Annotated in this window: 20 protein-coding genes and 2 pseudogenes; 7 read left to right on the top strand and 15 right to left on the bottom strand. The window is 69.1% G+C overall.

Features of this window, described 5'->3' with window-relative positions; translation table 11 throughout:
• Positions 1-53: 53 nt before the first annotated feature.
• The 11 genes from ACZ4Z3_RS06580 to ACZ4Z3_RS06530 all read right to left on the bottom strand — a co-directional run bounded on the left by ACZ4Z3_RS06580 (position 54) and on the right by ACZ4Z3_RS06530 (position 9,298).
• Positions 54-296, bottom strand: coding sequence for a helix-turn-helix domain-containing protein (locus ACZ4Z3_RS06580; RefSeq protein WP_055537951.1), 243 nt, complete (start codon positions 294-296; stop codon positions 54-56).
• A gap of 466 nt (positions 297-762) precedes the next feature.
• Positions 763-2,238 carry an ATP-binding protein gene (locus tag ACZ4Z3_RS06575; RefSeq protein WP_468499956.1) on the bottom strand — a complete coding sequence of 492 codons (1,476 nt, stop codon included), beginning with the start codon at positions 2,236-2,238 and terminating at the stop codon, positions 763-765.
• A gap of 4 nt (positions 2,239-2,242) precedes the next feature.
• Positions 2,243-3,085 carry a bifunctional DNA primase/polymerase gene (locus ACZ4Z3_RS06570; RefSeq protein WP_468499955.1) on the bottom strand — a complete coding sequence of 281 codons (843 nt, stop codon included), beginning with the start codon at positions 3,083-3,085 and terminating at the stop codon, positions 2,243-2,245.
• Positions 3,082-3,828 carry a DNA methylase gene (locus ACZ4Z3_RS06565; protein ID WP_468499954.1) on the bottom strand — a complete coding sequence of 249 codons (747 nt, stop codon included), beginning with the start codon at positions 3,826-3,828 and terminating at the stop codon, positions 3,082-3,084. Before ACZ4Z3_RS06565 ends, ACZ4Z3_RS06570 begins: the two co-directional genes overlap by 4 nt.
• Positions 3,829-3,915: 87 nt before the next feature.
• The gene (locus tag ACZ4Z3_RS06560) at positions 3,916-4,383 is read right to left on the bottom strand and encodes a hypothetical protein (protein WP_468499953.1); all 468 of its coding nucleotides are present in this window, start codon (positions 4,381-4,383) and stop codon (positions 3,916-3,918) included.
• Between the two features lie 204 nt (positions 4,384-4,587).
• Positions 4,588-6,714, bottom strand: coding sequence for an FtsK/SpoIIIE domain-containing protein (locus ACZ4Z3_RS06555; protein ID WP_468499952.1), 2,127 nt, complete (start codon positions 6,712-6,714; stop codon positions 4,588-4,590).
• 98 nt (positions 6,715-6,812) lie between these two features.
• The gene (locus ACZ4Z3_RS06550) at positions 6,813-7,130 is read right to left on the bottom strand and encodes a hypothetical protein (RefSeq protein WP_468499951.1); all 318 of its coding nucleotides are present in this window, start codon (positions 7,128-7,130) and stop codon (positions 6,813-6,815) included.
• A complete protein-coding gene (locus ACZ4Z3_RS06545) occupies positions 7,127-7,471 on the bottom strand; it encodes an RRQRL motif-containing zinc-binding protein (protein WP_468499950.1) in 345 nt (114 codons plus the stop codon). Before ACZ4Z3_RS06545 ends, ACZ4Z3_RS06550 begins: the two co-directional genes overlap by 4 nt.
• A complete protein-coding gene (locus ACZ4Z3_RS06540) occupies positions 7,471-8,586 on the bottom strand; it encodes a conjugal transfer protein (protein WP_468499949.1) in 1,116 nt (371 codons plus the stop codon). The genes ACZ4Z3_RS06545 and ACZ4Z3_RS06540 overlap by 1 nt, the downstream gene beginning before the upstream one ends.
• Positions 8,583-9,032 carry a Pycsar system effector family protein gene (locus tag ACZ4Z3_RS06535; RefSeq protein ID WP_468499948.1) on the bottom strand — a complete coding sequence of 150 codons (450 nt, stop codon included), beginning with the start codon at positions 9,030-9,032 and terminating at the stop codon, positions 8,583-8,585. Before ACZ4Z3_RS06535 ends, ACZ4Z3_RS06540 begins: the two co-directional genes overlap by 4 nt.
• Complete coding sequence (locus ACZ4Z3_RS06530; protein WP_468499947.1) at positions 9,029-9,298, bottom strand: DUF6284 family protein; 270 nt, start codon at positions 9,296-9,298, stop codon at positions 9,029-9,031. Before ACZ4Z3_RS06530 ends, ACZ4Z3_RS06535 begins: the two co-directional genes overlap by 4 nt.
• A 488-nt stretch (positions 9,299-9,786) precedes the next feature.
• On the opposite strand from ACZ4Z3_RS06530, the gene ACZ4Z3_RS06525 reads away from it, so the two are divergent.
• From ACZ4Z3_RS06525 to ACZ4Z3_RS06515, 3 genes are all read left to right on the top strand, one after another.
• Complete coding sequence (locus ACZ4Z3_RS06525) at positions 9,787-10,545, top strand: GntR family transcriptional regulator (RefSeq protein ID WP_468499946.1); 759 nt, start codon at positions 9,787-9,789, stop codon at positions 10,543-10,545.
• A gap of 134 nt (positions 10,546-10,679) precedes the next feature.
• Positions 10,680-11,219, top strand: coding sequence for a P-loop nucleotide/nucleoside kinase family protein (locus ACZ4Z3_RS06520; RefSeq protein ID WP_468500213.1), 540 nt, complete (start codon positions 10,680-10,682; stop codon positions 11,217-11,219).
• Positions 11,220-11,238: 19 nt separating this feature from the next.
• Entirely contained in the window at positions 11,239-12,096 is an 858-nt protein-coding gene (locus ACZ4Z3_RS06515; protein ID WP_468499945.1) for a hypothetical protein, read from the top strand.
• Positions 12,097-12,106: 10 nt separating this feature from the next.
• Here ACZ4Z3_RS06515 and ACZ4Z3_RS06510 read toward each other — a convergent pair whose 3' ends face one another.
• On the bottom strand, positions 12,107-13,030 hold the full coding sequence (locus ACZ4Z3_RS06510) for a pentapeptide repeat-containing protein (protein ID WP_468499944.1): 924 nt from the start codon (positions 13,028-13,030) through the stop codon (positions 12,107-12,109).
• 8 nt (positions 13,031-13,038) lie between these two features.
• Positions 13,039-13,455 (bottom strand): hypothetical protein, encoded by a 417-nt coding sequence (locus tag ACZ4Z3_RS06505; RefSeq protein WP_468499943.1) that lies wholly within the window; start codon positions 13,453-13,455, stop codon positions 13,039-13,041.
• Between the two features lie 302 nt (positions 13,456-13,757).
• Between ACZ4Z3_RS06505 and ACZ4Z3_RS06500 the strand changes: the two are divergent.
• A pseudogene (locus tag ACZ4Z3_RS06500) lies at positions 13,758-13,934 on the top strand (glutamine synthetase); the annotation flags it as partial.
• A gap of 180 nt (positions 13,935-14,114) precedes the next feature.
• The gene (locus tag ACZ4Z3_RS06495; RefSeq protein ID WP_468499942.1) at positions 14,115-14,609 is read left to right on the top strand and encodes a hypothetical protein; all 495 of its coding nucleotides are present in this window, start codon (positions 14,115-14,117) and stop codon (positions 14,607-14,609) included.
• Between the two features lie 39 nt (positions 14,610-14,648).
• On the opposite strand, the gene ACZ4Z3_RS06490 is transcribed toward ACZ4Z3_RS06495, so the two are convergent.
• Positions 14,649-15,005: a hypothetical protein gene (locus ACZ4Z3_RS06490; protein WP_468499941.1), complete on the bottom strand. Its 357-nt coding sequence runs from the start codon at positions 15,003-15,005 to the stop codon at positions 14,649-14,651.
• A 519-nt stretch (positions 15,006-15,524) separates the two neighbouring features.
• Between ACZ4Z3_RS06490 and ACZ4Z3_RS06485 the strand changes: the two genes are divergently transcribed.
• Positions 15,525-18,527 carry a bifunctional [glutamine synthetase] adenylyltransferase/[glutamine synthetase]-adenylyl-L-tyrosine phosphorylase gene (locus tag ACZ4Z3_RS06485; RefSeq protein ID WP_468499940.1) on the top strand — a complete coding sequence of 1,001 codons (3,003 nt, stop codon included), beginning with the start codon at positions 15,525-15,527 and terminating at the stop codon, positions 18,525-18,527.
• Positions 18,528-18,689: 162 nt separating this feature from the next.
• Positions 18,690-19,191, top strand: a pseudogene (locus ACZ4Z3_RS06480) (MBL fold metallo-hydrolase); the annotation flags it as partial.
• A 54-nt stretch (positions 19,192-19,245) separates the two neighbouring features.
• On the opposite strand, the gene ACZ4Z3_RS06475 reads toward ACZ4Z3_RS06480, so the two are convergent.
• Positions 19,246-20,109: a phosphatase PAP2 family protein gene (locus tag ACZ4Z3_RS06475; protein ID WP_468499939.1), complete on the bottom strand. Its 864-nt coding sequence runs from the start codon at positions 20,107-20,109 to the stop codon at positions 19,246-19,248.
• Positions 20,110-20,197: the final 88 nt, after the last annotated feature.

The raw sequence follows: 20,197 nt of genomic DNA, 5'->3' as shown, positions 1-20,197 counted from the left end.
CAGGGAGAGCCGCTGGGTAGCGGCTCTCCCTGCTGTCTACGGCGGGTGTCGGGTTAGGCGGCGTTCTGGTCGGTGCTCTTGCGTTCTGCGACGTGGGCGAGCACGTCGGCGGGGTCGTAGCGGATGTACTTGCCGATGCGGAATCCGGGCGGGCCGATCCTCTTCTTTCGCCACTGGTAGACGGTCTCTTTGGGCACCTTGAAGATCACGGCGATGTCGTCGGCGGTGAGGTAGCGGTCCGGCAACCCGCCGCGAAGCGTGGCGCGCGGGTCCGGCTGTTCACGTGCGGTGCTCATGGCATGTCCTCCGGGCGCGGGCGGGGATCCTGTTTCGGGGGCGAGGCGGTCTGTGCTGTCCGAAGCTGGGATTTCTGCGTCATCGCGTCACCTGCGTCAATCAGGCTTCTGACCTGCGGTTTCCGGTGACGCAGCAGGGTGGGCTCTGCGTCACTGATGACATGGGCGCTCGTCACGGGGTGACGCTGATGACGCGGGATGACGCAGGATTCGCCGTCTGCGTCACCCCCTGTTGCCGCAGGTCAGTGGCCGTCTGTCGGCCCCGTGGTGACGCAGTGACGCAGGTCTTCCCTACTTAGGAAAGAGAAGGGGTGGTGTCTGTGGTCTTACGTCACTGCTCAGGGCTTGAAGAACGGGCCGCTTCGCGGCGCGACCTGTGCAGGGCGGCTGTCGCCGCCGAACAGCAAGAGGAGCACCCCCGTCGTGGCGTGCTCCTCTTGCTTGTCCGCGCGTCCGGGCGCGGCGGTCAGAACGCGGTCTGCTGCTCGGGCGGCGGGGGCGGGGCCTGGCGACCGATTTCGATGTAGCGGGCGGCGCTGGTGCGGCCCCAGTCGACGAGGACGCCCCGCGCGGCAAGGGTGGGCTGGATGCGCCGCAGCCGGTCGGACAGCACTTTGCCGGTGGTGGGCCAGCCCTTGGGCAGGGGACGGCATTCCTCGCCGCTGTAGAGGGCGGTCAAGGCGTGCAGCCACTCCGCCGACGTCATCCGTACCTCTTCGCCGGGGGTCAGTTCGGCGGCGTGCTTGAGGACCGTCTGTGCGAGGAGATCACCCTCGATGACGTCGTCGTTGAGGTCGTCCAGGCCGGCCCGGTATGCCTCCAGCGTCCCGAAGCCGGTGGCGGTGTCGAGCTGGGCGCACAGGTGGGCGAAGTCGGCCATGCGCAGATCGGTCGGGGTCTCGGCCTGCACGGCGCGGACCTTGACGGTCAGGTCGAGCAGGGAGCCGAGGACGACGGGCAGGATCTCGGCGTACTCCGCCCACAGCTCCGCCTCTGTGCGCCGCACCCGCGGGCGTTCCAGCCGCAGGGTCAGGAGCCGTTCGGCGAGGTCGGGGCGGATGACGCCGACGTCGATGCCGGTCAGCAGCATCGGGCGGCGGTAGCGGGAGCGGACGACGTCGCCGTCGGTGAACAGCGCGCGCTTGATGCTCTCGGCCCCGGTGATGACGCAGCACATGAGGTCGGACAGGTCCGGGGGCAGGTGGGAGAGGTTGTCCAGGGCGGTGATCCATCCGGCCGCGACCGCCGTGATCATGTTCTCCTCGTCCTTGGGCGCCCGCCGTAGGTCGCCGGTCATGCCCTCGATGATCCGCACGAGCATCCGCCCGCCGGTCGACTTGCCGGCGCCCTGCGGCCCGGTGAGGAACGGGGCCGGGACGGGTACGGACGGCTCCAGGCAGCCGATGAGCCACGCGATGGCGAGGGCTTCGGTCTTGGCGTCGGCGAAGTTGCACAGCCGCATCAGCAGGTCGATGCCCTTGCCGCCTGTGTCCTTGGCGGGCAGGGGGAGTTCTCCGGTGAGCTGGGTGCGCCGCCAGCACACCTCCTCGGGGTCGGGGACGCGGATGTCCCAGCCGGTGGGGTGGATGCGGACGGACCGGCCGTCGTCGCGGCCGAGGTCGAGCCAGGTGGCTCCGTCGAAGCCGGGGGCGACGCGGATGTGGGTGGGCTGTACCTGCTCGGTGAGGGCGAGTGCCTCGATCAAGTCCAACGCCTCCTTGAGGGCGGTTCCGTTGAAGACGCCGACCCCGTCGCGGAAGAGGCCGACCATGAGTTCCTGGCGGTGGCTGCCGGTGGTGCCCTGGGAGCGGATCGGGCGGGCCACGGGGTGGCCGGTGCGCTGCGCGTACACGGTGCCGTCCACGGTGCGGAAGTACCGGAAGTGGGATTGGGCGTAGTCGGTGATGACCTGCCGGGCGGGAGTCTTCTCGTCGTCCGACATGGGCTCACATCCCCAGAGCGGTCAGTGCGTTGGTCCACGCGTCCGTGCAGTGCCGGGGCGACTCGCCCTTGGCCTGCGCGGCGGTGAACAGCCGGTTGACGTGGGTGTCGGTGAGGCAGCCGCACCGGCCGTGAGTGGACAGCACCGCGAGGAACGTCCGGTACACGGTGGAGTGCACCGCCTCGCGGGCGGCGGTGATGCGCTGCTCCGCCATGGCGATGCCACGGTCCAGATAGGTGGGTGTGCGGTGCGGGCACTCGCCCTGTCCACCCCTCAGAGGCGCTGTGAGCGGCTGTGGCGCCCTGCGGGCGGTGGACGGCTCCTTTACTGCCAGGATCCGCACAGCGTCCGGGAGAGCGGCCATGGCGCCGACGCCGTAACCGAGCCAACGGGCATAGGACATGGTCGACTTGATGTCGACACCGGCGCGGACGCCGTTCACGGATCGCATGGCGCCCTGGTAGATCCAGTGTTCACCGCGCGTGGTGGCCACGGTGAGGGTGGGGGGCAGCGTGGCGCGTGCCCAGTCGACGGCGGCCGGGTTGTCGAGGTCGACCACGGTCACGCCGGCGCCGCCGGGGTGGTAAGCGACAGCGGCGGCCTGGCCCCACGCGGACACCCACGCGGGGGAGTCGAGGACTGCCGGGTCGGTGGTGGCGGCGGCCCAGCCATGACACGGGCGCGGGCAGGTGCAGGAGCCGGGGGTCTTCATGTTCGGCCGGCCGCCGCACGCGTTGCCGGTGCAGTCTGGGCAGTTGCCGAACGGCACTTTCCCTGCCCGCAGCGGCAGCACGGGGACGCCGTGCGCGGCGAGGTGCAGCGCGGTCCGCAGGTGCGCGGCACTCATGCAGCCACCCCCAACCCAGCCGTGGTCGCGAGCGATGCGAGGTAGGCGCGGCCGATCCATTCGGTGTAGGCCGGGGGAAGTGCCTCACGCAGGCGCAGGTGGTCGGTGGACCAGTCGATCCGCTTGGCGGCGCGGATCTCCTCCACGGTGGCCTTGCCGCCGCCCTTGCCGTACGCGGCCACGTAGGGGCCGTCGTGCCACACGCCGTGGCGGTATCCGCGCACCCTGCCTCGATGGCGGGGGTGGGCCGGCTGCACGGTCGTCCACCGGCCGAGTTCGAAGTAGCGGTGCATGAGCACGGCGAGGCCGAACTGTTCCCCGCAGAGCCGGATGTCCTTGCGGACCTCGGAACCGGCCACGTTCTCGATCACGTACGGCCGGCCGGTGCTCTCCAGCGCGGCGCGGGTGGGGGCGATGAGCCTCGGGTAGGTGCGGCCGATCGCGGCGTTGCGGGCGGCGTTGGTGCCCTTGGTCGGGGCGCCCTCGCCCTGACAGGGCGGGGAGGCGTGGATGAAGTCGAAGGTGTGACCGTGGGCGAGGACGAAGGCGACGGCGTCGCCCTGGTGGAAGTCGTCGCCCCGGTAGTCGGGCTGGGGCTCGATGTCCACGCCGGTGATGTGGCAGTCCTCGCCGAACGCGGCGCGGTAGCCCTCGGAGCCGCCACCGATGCAGCAGAAGGCGTCCAGAACCCGGAAGGGCTTGAGCGTGCCCGGCACTCGCCGGATGTCGGTGGGTTGCGTCATGCTGGGAGATCTCCAGTTCCTGGGATGGATGCTGGTTGGTCAGGGCGGCCCCGGACTTTGGCGAGACGGGGGCCGCCCTTGGCGTAGCTACTGGTAGAAGCGGTTGCGCTTGATCACGGCCTTGCGGATGTGGAAGGTGTGGCCGCTCTTGGCCTCGTGGGGCTTGAAGATCTGAACGGCGGCGTATCCGCCGAAGAGGACGGCGGCGAGGGTGATGAGCTGGGTGATGAACGCGGTCAGCGCGGTGATGAACGTGGTGAGCATCAGCAGTCCGCCGCAGACGGCGGCGAACCCGATGCCCCCGAGCGCGACGTTCATCGCCGCCCGCGAGACGGCCGGCTTGTGCGTGACTGGTTCGGCCTTGGCTGCCTCGATGGCGTAGCCGGTGACGACTCGTCCGTCCGGGAGGACGACGGAGGCGACCGTCGGCACGCCCTGCGGCTGGACGGGGGCGAGGGGCGCCACATACGGCGTCGCGGCGGGGGTGATGGGGGTGGGGTGGTGGACGTCCGGCGCCCGTACGGCGGGCGGGTGGTGGCCGTGCTCGGGGTACATGCGGAATCCCTTCCGATGCTCAGTTGGGGAGGTAGAGACACCCCCTGCCGGGGTGTCTGTGGCGGGGGTTTCAGGGGGTTGGCCTGGGGTGCCTCCCTGCCTCCCCGAAACGATGTTTTCGCTGATCAACGCAGGGGAGGCGGGCTGGGGAGGTGGTTGGGGAGTTCTCCCCGCCTCCCCAGCCCGAGTGGAGGTTCCTCCCCGCTATTGGGAGGCGGAAGCGGAACCGTCGGTGTCGCGGTTGGCGAGCGCGCGCAGGACGTGGTCGCGGTGGACGACCATGCGCCCGTGGGACTTCTTCGGCTCCTCGCCCTCGGCCTCCAGCACGCGCTTGAGATCACCGTTGGTCCAGCGGCCGTAGGCGTCCTGGTTGAGCATCGCGAGCCGCTTGAGGACATCGGTCGTGGGCAGGCGCGGGCTGTCGCCGATGGCGGCGGCGATGTCCGCGAGCGGGTCACGCTCCTCGACGCGCTCGATGACGCGCAGGGTGGTCACGCCGTCGCGCAGGGCCTTGGCGCGCTCGGCGATGGCGGTGGCGGGTTCGTCGTCGATGAAGTGCGTGCGCACAGTGATGAACGACTGGCCCCTGGGCATCTCGATGCCGTCGGTGGCCACCACGAGGGTGCCCTTGTCCAGGCCCTGCCGCAGCAGGTGCGGGGCGGCCCCGTCCTCAACGGCCTTGTCGCCCAGCGCCATCTTCGACTGCGACTCGGTGCCCAGCACCAGCGAGGCGCGGGTGTGGGCGCCCTCGCGGACCAGCTTGGGAAGGTTCTGGTCGGTGGGGTCCTGGGTGCCCTGCCACATCAGCACATCCACCGCACGGCCCTGGTTGTGGATCTCGCGGACGGCCATGTAGTAGCGGCTGGTGGCTTTGGAGCCGCCGTAGGGGCGCTTGGCGTCGTCGACGGCCGGGCACATGAACGCCTTCTGTGCCTCATCGACCAGCACGATCAGCGGCGGGAACGTGGAGGTGGGGTCGTTGCGGCGGGCCTCGATCCGCCGGTTCATCTCCTGCACCGCGTCCTCGACCATCTCGGTCGCCTGAATGCAGTGATCGTCGGAGGGGCCCTCGATCAGTACGTCGGCGATGCCCTCGAACATCGACCAGTCGCCGACGCCCTTGAGGTCGGCGATCCAGAACTTCACCGACCGGTCCAGCGCCAGCCACAGGGCGAGGGCCCGCAGGGCGGCGGTCTTGCCCTGGTTGGAGCGCCCGGTGATGAGCAGCATCCGCTGATACGTGCTCAGCTCCGCCGCATCCCCCCGCAGGTCGCGGCCCCACGGGGCCCTGCCGGTCTTGTAGTTCGCGGTCATCGTCTCGTCGGTGACCATCGGCGACGGCCCGATCGGCTCATCGAGGGCACCGGAGTCTGCGATCCACAGCCGGACCGTGCGGGCGGCGGTCGGGATGGTGATGTACACCTCGTGTTCGTGCCGGTTGAGGTTCTCCGCGAGCTTGCGCCGCCGCTGCTGGATCTCGACCGTCGACACCTCCAGCGGCAGCGTCACGTCGACCTCGACACCGCATCCGGCGATCACGATCGGCGAGAGCATCGCGGCGCCCCCGTCGTCCATGCCCTTGATGGCGTTGCGCAGGGCCGACAACCCCAGATGACGCAGGGCCTTGACCACGATGGACGGCGTGATCGGCTCACCCTCACCGCTGCGGACGCTCGCGGGGAGCGCCCACATGGGTGCGGCTTGCTGCTTGCTGCCGACGGCCCACAGGGCGAGCAGGGCGAGGAACGGGCCGATGGAGAGCGCCGGGCCCCACACGATCTGCACGATCCGGATCAGCAGGGCGATGAAGTCGATGGTGGCGGACAGTGGGGTGATGACGTCGCGGATGTCGCCGTTGTTGATGGCCATCACGACCCCGAGCGCGACCAGGGTGCCGATGCTCATGCCCGTGCCGACGGCCACGCCCTTGGCGGCCTCCACGGGGGAGTGGAGCAGGTCCATGCGGCGGTGGTGGCGGGCGGCGCGGAAGCGCTGCAACCGCTCCTCCCACTCCTCGGCCGCTTCCAGGTTCCCCGCGGCTTCGGCGGTCCGGATCATGCGCTCGTAGCGGGAACCGGTACGGCCGTCCCACGTACGGCGGGCCACGATCCGCCCGCCGTTGAACGTGTAGAGGCCGTGCCGCACCACCGCGCGCGCGGCCGTCCTGGTGCGCTCGTGCGTGGCTACACGCTTCACCGCGCGACCGGAGCGCACCCACAGCGGTACCGGCCGCGCTGGCGGGGCGTCGGGGACGACGGTCAGGACGGTGGGCGTGGTGTCGGCGGCCGGGGGGTCGGTGGGCTTGTGGAGGTGGACGACGTTCTCAGACATGCTGGAACTGCTCCTGACTGCCCCGATCGGGGCGGGAGTTGAGGAAAGCCGGGGTGGCCGTGTCCGTGGCAGGGGCGGCCACCCCGGCATGTGGCTGGTCAGAACCAGCGGGACGACTTCTTGGCGGCCTTGGCGCGGGCGGCCTCGGTGATCAGGCGCTGACGCTCACCGTGCAGGGCGGTCAGCTCCGCGTTCAGCCGCATCTCGACGGCGGAACCGATGGAGTCCATGCGGTCCTCGGCACCGGTCGTGCTGCGGCCCTTGTGGACGCTGCGCGCACCGCCGGCCATGGCACGGGTCATGGACAGGCGTTCACGGCTGGTCAGCGGCCACCACTCACCCCGCCGCACGGCTTCCAGCTTCTTCGTGGTCGCCCGGATCTCTCGGTCAAGGCGGCGGATGTCGGAGTTGCTCATGTCGCACTCCCAGGTGAGGGGGAAGGGGAATCGCAGGGCACGCAGGTGCCGAGCGAGGTGGGGATGACGTATCCGGCATCGCGCCGGCAGGCCGGACACAGGCGGCGGGCAGCGTTGGCCTTGGCGAGCGCCGCCCACTTCGCGGGAGTCATGGGTCGCACTGGCTTGGCCAGGTCGACGCGGTACAGGTAGGCGACCAGCGGCCCCCGCTGGCGGCGGGGACGCTCCAACTGCGCGGCCACGTCCTGGCCGCCGGGCCGCAGGCCGCGCGCCCGGAGTTGGCGGCGGGTGGCGTAGCCGTCCGGGGCGAGGTGCCATCGGTAGACCGGCAGCGTGGCCATCAGATCGCCGACGCGGTGGCCCGCTCAGCGAGCAGGGCATCCCGCAGCTTGCGGGCGTTGGCCGGCGAGGTGCGGATCGCACGGCGGATGCCCTCGGCGGTCACCTTGGCATCCGGCAGACCAGCCGTCGCCGTCCGTGCCTCGGCGAGCAGCTCGTCCGGGGTGCGCTTGGGCCGGGGCGATCGGGCCGCCTCGGGAAGCCTGCCGGTTGCCCGGCGCGGCCGGGTCGATTCCGCCGGAACCGTCCGCCGTACCGGGGCCGGGGCGGCGGGCTCGATCGGGGCGGGTATGGCGGGCAGTGGCTTGAGCGGAGGAATCGACTTGCCCAGGTCGACGGCGACCGGATCGGGCACCGACAGCCGGGTCAGTGTCACCTCCGGGGCAGGGGTCGATTCCCGCAGATCAGCCGTAGACCGTTTCATTGCGGTCTCGGTAGATTCCTCCGCATTCGCGAACGGGTTGGGATCGGGGGCGGTGGTGGTGTCGAGCATCGACGCGAGTGCGGCGTCCGCGCCGGCGGTGACCCGATCGCGCTGCACGTCCAGCAGCCTCGATCCGAGCGCCACATCGCCGACACCGACCTTGCGGACCAGGCGCCACGACTTGCGCTCTGACCATCGCTTGACCAGGTCGCTGGGGTGGTTGGCGGCGCGGGCGTGGTGGTAGGCGAGCGCCTGCACCAGATCGGCGGTACGCCGCTCGTTCTCCGCGTCCCGGCCGTCGGTGTGCACGACGATCCGCCGGGCGAGGAACGCCATGCCCTCCGCCGACACCGACATACCCAGCGGTGTCAGGGCGAAGATGACCGTCCGGCCCAGGTCCGGCGCGGCCATCGCGGCCATCACGGACGCGGCGGCCGGCAGCACCCACAAGCCCGTGCGGACCACGCGCGGGGAGGACTGCCCCAGCATGGTCAGCCCCAGCAGGACCAGGGCGAGAACGGCTGTTGCGCCCTCACCGGCCGCGACCGCGCCGAGGGCGGTTCCCTTGCCGTAGGCGTGGCTGATGTTGCTGTACGTGCCGTACCCGCCCGCCACACCGGTGGCGAGCATCGGCACGAACGCGGCGGCCAGCACGGCGATCTGCGGCTTCGTCAGCTCCCGGCGCTCACTCATGCCGCACTCCCGGCAGCGATCAGGGCTGCGACGATGAGCAGGGCCCCGCCCGCACAGGTCAGGTCGACCGCGCGACGCAGGCTCGTGAACTTGACGACGGCGAGGCGGGACAGGCCCGCGATGTCCGCGCTGAGGTCGCCGCCCGCCAGGGTGGTCGTGATCTCCTCGGCGGTCAGCGTCGCCCACAGCGGGAAACCGTGCCGGCCCTTGAGGTTCGGCCGCACCGACCGCAGCAGCAGACTGGCCGCCGCGACCAGCAGCGCCATCCCGAACCCGCCGACCGCGTACGCGGCGGGGGTGAGCGGCATGTCCTTGGCGACCGTCCAGGCGCCGGCCAGGACCGCGCCGACGAACGCCAGCAGCAGGCCGGTCTTGGTGTCGGTCCGGGCGATCTCCGCCTTCACCTCGGCGTGCGCGGCGGTCAGCTTCGGGTCGGTGGCGCTCACGCGGCACCTCCCGGCAGCATCGCGCCGACGGCGTGGTTGGCCAGGTCCCGCCGCGCGGCCAGCACGCGGTTGCGGGCCCGGCGGATGCGGCGGGCGTCCAGCTCGGTCGGGGTGCGGTCGAGGGTGATGATCTGCGCGTCGAGCAGGTCGACCTCCGCCAGAATCGCGGGCATCTCCTCCTCGATCGCGTCCAACTCCGCGTCGGTCGGTTCGATCCAGTCGGCGAACGCGGTAACAGCGTCCTGAACAGTCACGATGGACTTCATGGGTCGTGGTCTCCCTAGCAGGTGAAACGGCCCGAACAGCACCCCTGGAGTTGGCCCTCCGGGGGTGCGCGCCGTTGTGGGGTGATCAGCCACGCGGAACGCGCGGCACGGCCGCAGAAACGGTCGGAGCGCCCCGAGCGAGATTCGATCTCGCGCCCTTCACGGCTGAATGCCGGGGCGACGTGCATGTCTCCTTCGGGGGTGCCGCGCCCGTATCAGGTAGCGCGGCATGACCCCGTTGTAGGCGTATGGAGACGTGACCTTTCGGTCTAAGCCCTCCCGAATGACCAGGGTCGGGTGCGCCCTCGGCCCGCTCTGTCCCGGACCCCTTGACCTCAATGGGCCCTGGTTCAGGGCGTATTGAGGTCCGGCACCCGCTGTCCGGTGAACCGACCGGCGGGCACATCCCTAAGGTTCCCTAGGGTTCCCTGCGGTGTCAAGCAGTAAGCTAGGGAACCCCAGGGAAGTGACGACAGGGAGCGGACAACATGGCAGGCCAGGCCGACAATCGGGCGCCATACGCGAGGATCGCCGCCCACTACGCGGAGCTGATTACGTCTGGTCAGCTACAGCCGGGCACTCTGTTGCCGAGCATCAAGAACCTCTCGGAAGAGTGGAAGGTGAGCACGGCGACAGCCGAGAAAGCCCTGCGCAAGCTGCGCAACGAGGGGCTCGTCCGTGGCATCCACGGCATCGGGACCGAAGTGCTGGACCAGCCGGCCCCGATGTCGTCCGGGGCGCAGAGGCAGGACCGGGGACGCCGTACCGGATCTAGCTGGGGGGCAGGCGAGCGATCCGACTCGCATCAGGCTGACGTGGTGCCCGCACCCGAAGAAGTGGCACAAGCGCTGGACATTCAACCCGGATCCGACGTGGTGCGCCGTAGCCGCGTTTACCGGGACCGGCACGGCATCGTCGCTCACAGTACGTCGTGGATTCCCGCTCGGTACGGGAAGCTGATCCCTCAGCTGGCAGAGAGCGAGCGTTTGACAGGGGGAACGTCGCTCCAGCTCATCGCCCAGGCAACTGGTCACCCAATCAGTCACCGCATCGACACCGCTTCCGCGCGCCTGGTGACACCGGAGTACGCCCGCCTTCTGGAGTTGGACCCTGACCACCCGCCGACGGACCCGGTGGTCGTGATGACAGCCAAGTTCGTGGACAGCGAGGGCAGCATCGTTGAGTACGGCGTGGACCTCGGCGGTCCCGGCCGGACATGGCGCACAGAGTCGGAGGTCACCTCGTGACCCTCGTGGGCAGCCAACTAGTGAGTGCGCTTGGGGACCGCCAGGAAGGACCCCCTAAAGCCCGGAGAGCTGGCACAATCACGCCCGAAGTCGAGGCGGAGGTGTCCGCCATCTCCCGACCCGTGACGAAACCGATGCCACTACATCCACCGTACTGCGTCCTTATGGCCGGGCTCCCCGGCTCTGGTAAGACGACTCTTTCCCGCGCCCTAACAGCCCGTGGGTTCATACGACTGTGCCCAGACGAAGAGATGTTCCGCCGACACGGTGTCTATGGCGTGGACTTCCCCCGAGGCATCTTCCCTGTCCTTGAGCGACCCGTCCTCGAAGACGTGGCGGTCGACCTCCGAGAGCACCTCAAGGCCGGGCACGATGTCGTGGTTGATCACGGCTTTTGGACCCCGGAGGACCGGGATAAATGGCGAACCATCGCCACGGATGTTGGCGCAACTCCTGTGCTGGTCTACCTCGCAGTCAGCCATGACGAGCTGTGGGCAAGGATCAGCAAGCGCAACGAGTTCCATGCGAATGATCCCAATTCCATCTACTTCTCGGAAAGCGACCTACAACGGTATCGCACCCGGTTCATCCCCCCGCAGGCAGACGAACCGCATGTGCTGTACGACGGTGATCCGGCGACCGTGATCGCGACCCTCGAAGCCTCCAACCCTTAAACTAGCACTTGGGACGCCAATGAATGATCCTGAATTGTTTTCCTCCCTGGTGAAAGGAAGGCAGGCCGCAGAAGACCACATGAAGTTCATGTGGAACAGTGGGCTTTTTTGGCGCGAGGTGACCGTAACCGACATCCTGTTTCAGCATTCTGCGCCACATGTTCGCCCGATCGAGTTCACACAGAACCAAGAGGGTGAGCTTGGAGCCGACTGGCTATGGTGGTGGATAGATCCGTCTGGCGACTGCTTCGGCATGCTAGTTCAGGCGAAGAGTCTGAAGCGCGAGCGGGGCAGATGGTATGTGGACTTCAACTATCGAGGCGGACATCAAATTGCGCGCCTGATGCAAACTGCTGCTCACTTCGAAGTACCTGCGGCGTACATCTTGTACTGTGGCGATACCTCGTACCGGGCGGGTTTAACGTGCGGATCGCGAGTGCATGATGACACCTGCCATCGCTGTTCTCGTGCCAGCGTTTCCATCATAGACGGCATCGGAGCCAAAAAGCTTTCGCTGCTACCTGAGTCTGTAGGTGAAAATGCGTTTCAATTTTCGTCGCCCCTCGAAGATATTGCCGACCCGAACAGCAGCACAGATTGGCTCTCCCGCCCGATCGGCCCAGTCCTGCGGAATTTCGTAACTGGTCCCGAGTCCGGCGCCCGTAAAGTGGCTCTGACGATTTTTCAGCTAGCTATGCGAACAATGATATTCAACTATGCGGGGTCAGCTTGGGAGAAGGTCGATATATCGTCGTCATACTTCCTTCAGGGTTGGCGAAATGAGGTTCCGCAGTACGTCCGAGACGCGATAGTGGGAAATTCTGCCCCTCCGGAGGTCAGTCGCGATATTGCGGGCATTGTGGTTCTTCAGTTCTGAGACGAGCTTCTTATTTACTTGCGGTCAAATGGCCGGCGCAGCTATCGCCGACCTTATCGCTGTTTTTTCCATCGGGGCATGTTGTGTTTTTCCACTTAACGCCAACGATTGATGCCCCTTCCAGCTTTGCGCCAGTAAGGTCCGCACCCGTCAAGTCGGCATTGTCGAGCTTAGCTCTCGTTAGGTCGGCATCCCGTAGATTTGCGTTGACTAGCTTGGCATTCTTTAGAACCGCAAAGGGCTCCTTCGGGGCCGGAGGGTTAGATGCCCAGGCGAACGCGACAATCCCAAGAGCGGCGACTGACGTAGCCATGAGGAGGGTTCTCAGCGAGCGGCGAAACTGCCCTTCGAGCACCCGTGTCTGCGACATGGCTTCTATGTCGATAATGCGTTCATCTAGTTTTTCTATATCCTCGATTTTCTCCTTGCGCTGAGCTTCGTCGGCATCCTCTCCCAGCGCCATTAGGGCCCTATTTTCCTTTTCTCTCTCGTCTATAATTTTCTGCGGGCTGTCGAAACCTTGCAAATACTTTCCGTGTGTGCCGAAGAAAGTGATCGCAGGCTCTATCCTCTTCCTGCTCTTCCTCTTTTTTCTTAAATCTTTATCGAGCCACGGTTTGTCTGCGGGTGGCTCCCAATTTGATGCAAGTTCCTCCACTGTGACCGTAACGGGAAGGAGGAGTCGCACGGCTATCCATATGGCCCAGACCACAGCAACAAGGCCAAGGATCGCCCCTGCTATGGCTATAAAGAGTCTCGAACCTGGCTCCAGCTTGCCGACGTTGGACAGCTGGCTGCCCGCAAGCAGAGCTGCCCCGACAGCTGCAAAACTGCCTATGAGCCATTTTGCGGCATCTCGAATCGAGCGATTAGCGAACAGCAATGCCGTCCTGTTGTCGTCGGGCATCTCTGGATCCGGTCCTGTGATGGCCATGAGGGCTCCTAGTACCCCGGCCGGTACACCACGCGCGGAGGGAGATTCTTGATTACTATCCGGGAATCCTCTTCTTCGAGGATCTCTCGCTGGCTCCCTACCTTTCCCGTAGCTTGGCTTCTGTCGGCGACTTCGATTGACCCCTCATTGTAGTGATCCGCTGCGGCCTTGCTTTGGCCGGCAGTCAAGACCTGGTCGTCGTCACTCAGACTCGGTGCCCGCTCTATTTGCTGAATCTTATAGGGGACGGTCAGTGTATCGTTTTCCAGATTTGCCCTTTGGAGTGGAATCAGTAGGCCTGAATCTACTTGCGCGAAAACGGCCTCATCGCCCTTGGCGTGCACTGCCCTAACCTGACCAGCGGACTTTCCGTCCTCCGTTTTCACCTCGATCTTTCGGGCTGGCTCGAATTCAGAGACGTCCATCAAAGTCCCCTAAGGTCAGGTGATCGGTTCTCCTCCTCATGGTGCGTCGGGAAGGTGGAATCTGCATCTCGGCCCCGGCTGGCATAGCTGGGCACGCAGCCTGCGTCGGTTGTCCAGTTCACGCATGTCCATCACGTAGAGCTGCATCCACCTGCGTAGTAGGAGTAGTTGTGGGACCTCCCTGGGGCAGCGAGTAGGTAGAGGGCTGACAGCCCAGCTCAGGGGGTGCCTCGTGCACGGTCTGTAAATCTGCCGATGCGCATGAGCGGGGCCGTCTGTGGGCCGTCAAAGGGCGGCCCAAGGCGACCAACGACGACCAACGACGACTGCTCGGCCAACTGCCAGCGCTGCATCGACGTCGTTCGCCCGAGATCGCTCACGGACCACAACACTTCCTGCGCAACAAGAAGCAGGAGTGGGAGGAGTACCGCTCCGAGGTCACCGCGTTCGAGCTGCGGAAGAACCTGCCGGTGCTGTAGGGCGCACCCACAGGCTTTCACGCGGACCCGCCGCAGTGGGAGCAGCCACCGGCTGTCTTCCCGCTGCGGCGGTGTCGTGGGCAGTGCGTGTGCGTGGTCGCGTGCCATGGGTCGCGAGATTGCGTCATGATGCGCTCATGACCGCATACGTCGACGTCTCCACCGTCCACCGAAAGGCCGATGCCGCGTAACCGGCCCGGCGCACTGCGCGCGGCACGGCGCGTACGACACCGTCCGTTCCGGTGGGACACGCCCTCACCGGACCGCATCCACGGCCTCTCGGCCCGCACCAGCCTCGCCGTCCACCGGTTCGAGGCCCTGTCGCACCACTACGACGTCTTCCCCGGCGTCACCGACCGAGCGCTCCGGCGCTACCGGGCGTTCCTCATGCCTCCCGGCCGCCGGCCCCGCTATCCGTTCCTGGAGGAGTGCGCGTGCCGCGGCTGCTCACTCCTGGACGTGCGGCACGCGCGTGACGTCCTCGGCGCCGTTCTTCGCGGCCTTCCGCGTCGGCCCCGCACCGAGCTGGGGCGCAAGGTCGCCGCCCTCGACGCGGTCTACCTGGACCGCACCCTCCCCGACCCGTTCGCCGACGTACGCCGGGAGTGGCGGCCCGACGTGTGGTGGTACCGCCGCCTCGAAGGCTGCCGGTACGCCGCGACGGGCGTCGTCTGATGGGCGCGCCCGCGCCCGTCCTGCCGGGCCGGCCCGACGTCAGCCCTTCGCCTCCCTGCCGAGGAACCGGGCCAGCACCGCCACCCCGGCCGGCAGCGCCACGAGGTGACCGACGGCCAGGGCGGCGCCTCGCGACGCGGTCAGGACCGGAACGGCCCAGGTCACCGCCGCCGCCACCAGCACGGTGACCGTCATCAGGGCGAGCAGCGCGGCGATCACGGCCGGCCCGCGTGGCCGTGCCCCCGCCCGGTACAGCTCCGCCGCGGGCCCCACCGCGACCAGGGTCGTCATCAGGGCGGCGAGGCCGGGATCGGGCAGCCACCCGAACGGCCACCCCACCAGGGCGACGGCCGCGGAGAAGCCGAGCCCCACGCACTCCAGCAGAACGGTGGCCACCACCGGCTCCCACACCACCCGCTCCGACCGCGCCCCGCCCGTTCCCGCGGCCCCTCCGGATCCCGCCCCGTCCGACCTCGCCCCCGCCGCCACTTCCGCTCCCGCTCCCGCCACCGCTCCCGCCTCGTCCGCTCCCGCTCCCGCCACCGCTTCCGCTTCGTACGCTCCCGCTCCCGCCACCGCTTCCGGTTCCGCCTCGGTCGTTCCCGACACCGCTTCCGGTTCCGCCTCGGTCGTTCCCGACACCGCTTCGGGTTCCGCTGCCGCGCCGGGTCGCGCTCCGTCCGGTTCCCTCCGGCTCATCCCCATCGGGCCCCCTAGACGGCGCCAGATCCGGCCGCTCCGCCCGTATCCCCTCATCGGCCCACCTCTCCACCACAGCCACCCACGCCCCTCGCTCCACCCCTCCCCACCGAATCCCCCGCCCATCCGACCGACGCTTGCCCCAGGTACTCCGGTTAGGCTCAGGCCGTACGACCTTGATCCTTGATCGGGCTCGATCGATGCGGGAGGCCGGGGATGACGGCGCCGGGGCGCAGGAGCAGCACGTTCTCGCGACTGCTGCGGCACGGTTTCACGGACCCCTCGGCGGCCGAGCGGCTGCTGGAGAGTACGGAGCTGGCGACCGTACGCAGTGATCCGGTGCTGCTGGACGCGCTGGGGGCGACCGCCGATCCGGACCTCGCGCTCGCGGGGCTCGTCCGGCTGCTGGAGAGGCAGCCGGACCACACGGACCGGCGCAAGGTGCTGGACACACTGACCGCGGCGAAGCCGCTGCGGGACCGGCTGCTGGGGGTGCTCGGGGCCTCCGCCGCACTGGGCGAGCACCTCGCACGGCACCCGCACGACTGGCAGGCGCTCGTCACCTACGAACCGCAGGACCTGCATCCGGGGGTCGAGGAGTTCGAACGCGGCCTCGCCGAGGCCACCGACCCCGTCTCCCTGCGGGTCGCCTACCGCCGCTGTCTGCTGTCGATCGCCGCCCGTGACGTGTGCGGCACCACCGATGTCGCCCAGGCCGCCGCCGAACTCGCCGACCTCGCCACCGCCACCCTCCGCGCCGCCCTCGCCATGGCGAGCGCGGCCGCGCCCGAGGACGCGGCGCTGTGCCGGCTCGCGGTGATCGCGATGGGCAAGTGCGGCGGCCACGAGCTGAACTACGTCTCCGACGTCGACGTCATCTTCGTCGGGGAGACCGCCGACGGCGCCGACGAGCAGGCGGCCATCCGCGCGGCCACCCGGCTCGCCTCGCACATGATGCGGATCTGCTCCGAGACGACCGTCGAGGGCAGCATCTGGCCCGTCGACGCCAACCTGCGGCCGGAGGGCCGCAACGGCCCGCTCGTACGGACGCTCAGCAGCCACCTCGCCTACTACCAGCGGTGGGCGAAGACCTGGGAGTTCCAGGCCCTGCTGAAGGCCCGTCCGGTGGCCGGGGACCTCGACCTGGGGGAGCAGTACGTCACCGCGCTCGAACCCCTCGTGTGGAAGGCGGCCGAGCGGGAGAACTTCGTGGCCGACGTACAGCGCATGCGCCGCCGGGTCGTCGAGAACATCCCGGCCGCCGAGATCGACCGCCAGCTGAAGCTGGGGCCGGGCGGCCTGCGGGACGTCGAGTTCGCCGTGCAGCTGCTCCAGCTGGTCCACGGGCGCGCCGACACCTCGCTGCGCAGCGGCACCACCCTCGACGCGCTGGGCGCACTCGCCGCCGGCGGATACGTGGGCCGCGTCGACGCCGCCCAACTCGACGCCGCCTACCGCTTCCTGCGCTCCATGGAGCACCGCATCCAGCTCTACCGGCTGCGCCGCACCCACCTCGTCCCCGAGGACGAGAACGACCTGCGGCGCATCGGCCGCTCGCTGGGCCTGCGCACCGAGCCGGTCGCCGAGCTGCATCGCGAGTGGCGGCGCCACGCGGCCGTCGTACGGCGACTGCACGAGAAGCTGTTCTACCGACCGCTCCTCGACGCCGTCGCCCAACTCGCGCCCGGTGAGGCAAGGTTGAGCGCCGACGCGGCCCGCGAACGGCTCGTCGCGCTCGGCTACGCCGACCCGGCCTCCGCCCTGCGCCACCTGGAGGCCCTTGCCTCCGGCGTCACCCGCAAGGCCGCCATCCAACGCACCCTCCTGCCCGTCCTGTTGGGCTGGTTCGCCGACTCCGCCGACCCGGACGCCGGACTCCTCAACTTCCGCAAGGTCTCCGACGCCCTCGGCAAGACCCCCTGGTATCTGCGGCTGTTGCGCGACGAGGGCGCCGCCGCAGAGAACCTCGCCCGGGTCCTGTCCGCCGGGCGCCTCGCCCCCGACCTCCTCATGCGCGCCCCCGAGGCCGTCGCCCTCCTCGGCGACGGCGACGGCGGCGCCGGCGGCCTGGAACCCCGCGGCCGCGCCCACCTCGAACAGGAGATCCTCGCCGCCGTCGGCCGCGCCGACGGCGCCGCCCAGGGCGTCACGGCCGCACGCGGCGTACGGCGCCGCGAACTCTTCCGTACGGCCGCCGCGGACATCGTCGGCTCCTACGGCACCGAGGCGTCCCCGGCCACCGCCGACCAGGGCGCGCTGGTCGACCTCGTCGGCGGCGCGATCTCCGACCTCACCGCGGCGACCCTCGCGGGCACCCTGCGCGCGGTCGTCCGCGAGGGCTGGGGCGACACCCTGCCCACCCGGTTCGCCGTCATCGGCATGGGCCGCTTCGGCGGCCACGAACTGAACTACGGCTCCGACGCCGACGTCCTGTTCGTCCATGAGCCGTGGGAGGGCGCCGACGAGCAGGAGGCGGCCCGCGCCGCGAACACGGTCGTCGCCGAGATGCGCCGCCTGCTCCAGCTCCCCAGCGCCGACCCGCCGCTCCTCATCGACGCCGACCTGCGCCCCGAGGGCAAGTCCGGCCCCGTCGTGCGGACCCTGAACTCGTACGAGGCGTACTACCGCCGGTGGTCCCTGGTCTGGGAGTCCCACGCCCTGCTGCGGGCCGAGCCGGTCGCCGGGGACGAGGATCTCGGCCGCCGCTTCGTCGACCTCATCGACCCGCTCCGCTATCCGGCGGACGGCCTCGCGGAGGACGCGGTCCGCGAGATCCGCCGGCTGAAGGCCCGCATGGAATCGGAGCGGCTGCCGCGCGGCGCCGACCCGACCCTCCACACCAAGCTCGGCCGCGGCGGTCTCTCCGACGTCGAGTGGACCGTCCAGCTCCTCCAGCTCCGTCACGGGCGGCGCGTGCCGGGCCTGCGCACGACCCGTACGCGGGCCGCGCTGGGCGCGGCGCGGGAGGCCGGCCTCGTCACGGACGAGGAGGCGGCGACCCTCGACGAGGCGTGGGTCCTCGCGACGCGTGTCCGCAACGCGGTCATGCTGGTCCGGGGGCGGGCCGGCGACACGTTCCCGTCCGACAGCCGTGAGGTGGCCGCGGTGGGGCGTTACCTGGGGTACGGGCCGGGGCATGTGGGGGACATGCTCGACGACTACCGGAGAACTACGCGGCGGGCTCGGGCGGTGGTGGAGGACTTGTTCTACGGCACGTGAGGGTGGGGGCCGGGCGCGTAGGGGTCGGGGCCGGGCGCCTGATGTCTCGGGGGTGCGCGGTTCGTCGGAGGGTGCGGGCTCGTTGTGGTTTCTCGCGCAGTTCCCCGCGCCCCTGAAAAGCGACCGGGGCTGCGCCCCGTGCCTTTCAACGGCGCCACGGGGATGACAGGCCGGACCGCTGGCCCAAGCCTTCAGGGGACCGCGCGGGACCTCGCACCCTGGGAGTCCACGGAACTGCGCCGCCCCGGCGGCGGCACCGTCACCGTCACGGCCACCCCCGCGCTGCACGGGCCGGAAGCGCTAGGGACGCAGGCGGTCGAGGCTGTCTCGGGCGAGGTCATCGGGTCGTGCTGACCGCCCCCGACCTCTCCACCGTCCATGTCACCGGGGACACGCCTCACTGGCGGTGGTCAAGGAGGCAGCGGAGCGGTTCGGTCCGGTGGACACCGTGGTGATGTTCGCGGGCGCTCCCCGCATCGGCATCTTCGACAACGCCCTGCTCGTCCATGACGGCGCCCAGACCGCCGAAGCCGCGCGGATCCTCGGCGCCCGCCGGGTCGTGCCGGTCCACTGCGACAGCTGGGGCCACTTCACCGAGGGCCGCGGCGAACTGATCGCCTCGTTGACCGACGCGGGCCTCGCCGACCGCCTTCAGGTGGGCTGAACCCGGCGACCGTGGGATCGGCGCGGTGCGCCGTGATGGGCGCGGTGCGCCGCGCTACGCCTTCACCGGCGCCATGATGCGGCCCCCGTCACCCACGGTCACCTGACGCGGCAGCGCGTACGGCATCGATCCGTACCAGAGCCGTGCCACCGCGTAGCCGAAGGCCAGGCAGAGCATGCCACCGACCGCGTCCAGCCAGAAGTGGTTGGCGGTGGCGACGATGACCACGAGCGTCAGCGCGGGATAGAGGAGGCCCAGCACCCGCACCCACGGCACCGAGGCCAGCGCGAAGATCGTCAGGCCGCACCACAGGGACCAGCCGATGTGCATGGAGGGCATGGCCGCGTACTGGTTGGACATGTTCTTCAGGTCGCCGGACGCCATGGAGCCCCAGGTCTGGTGCACCACGACCGTGTCGATGAAGTGCTCGCCGGTCATCAGGCGCGGCGGGGCCAGCGGGTAGAAGTAGTAGCCGACCAGGGCCACCGCCGTCGTCGCGAACAGCACCAGACGCGTCGCCGCGTAACGACCGGGATGACTACGGTAGAGCCACACCAGGACACCGAGCGTGACCACGAAGTGCAGCGTCGCGTAGTAGTAGTTCATGCCGACGATCAGCCATGTGACCGAATTCACCGCATGGTTGATCGTCTGCTCGACCGCGATCCCCAGGTGGTGCTCGACCTTCCAGATCCAGTCGGCGTTGGTGAGGGCCTGGGCCTTCTGCTCCGGGACCGCGTTGCGGATCAGCGAGTAGGTCCAGTAGCTCACCGCGATCAGCAGGATCTCGAACCAGACACGCGGGCGGCGCGGAGCCCTCAGCCGCTGCAGACGCCGCTGCTCCGGCGCGTCCGTGACGGACCGCGGAGCGGCCTGCTCCCGGCCTTCCTCCAGTGTCGTCACGGTCGTTTCACCCATGGGCACAGAGTCTGCCAGATAAGCCATCCCCCACCGATCATCCTCTGGTCGGGTTCTCTCCGCACATTCTCCGGGGTCCCACCAGGGG

The sequence above is a fragment of the Streptomyces sp. NPDC030296 genome, from assembly GCF_055572815.1.
Note: the sequence above shows the minus strand (reverse complement) of the source record. Positions and strands in the feature narration are given on the sequence as shown.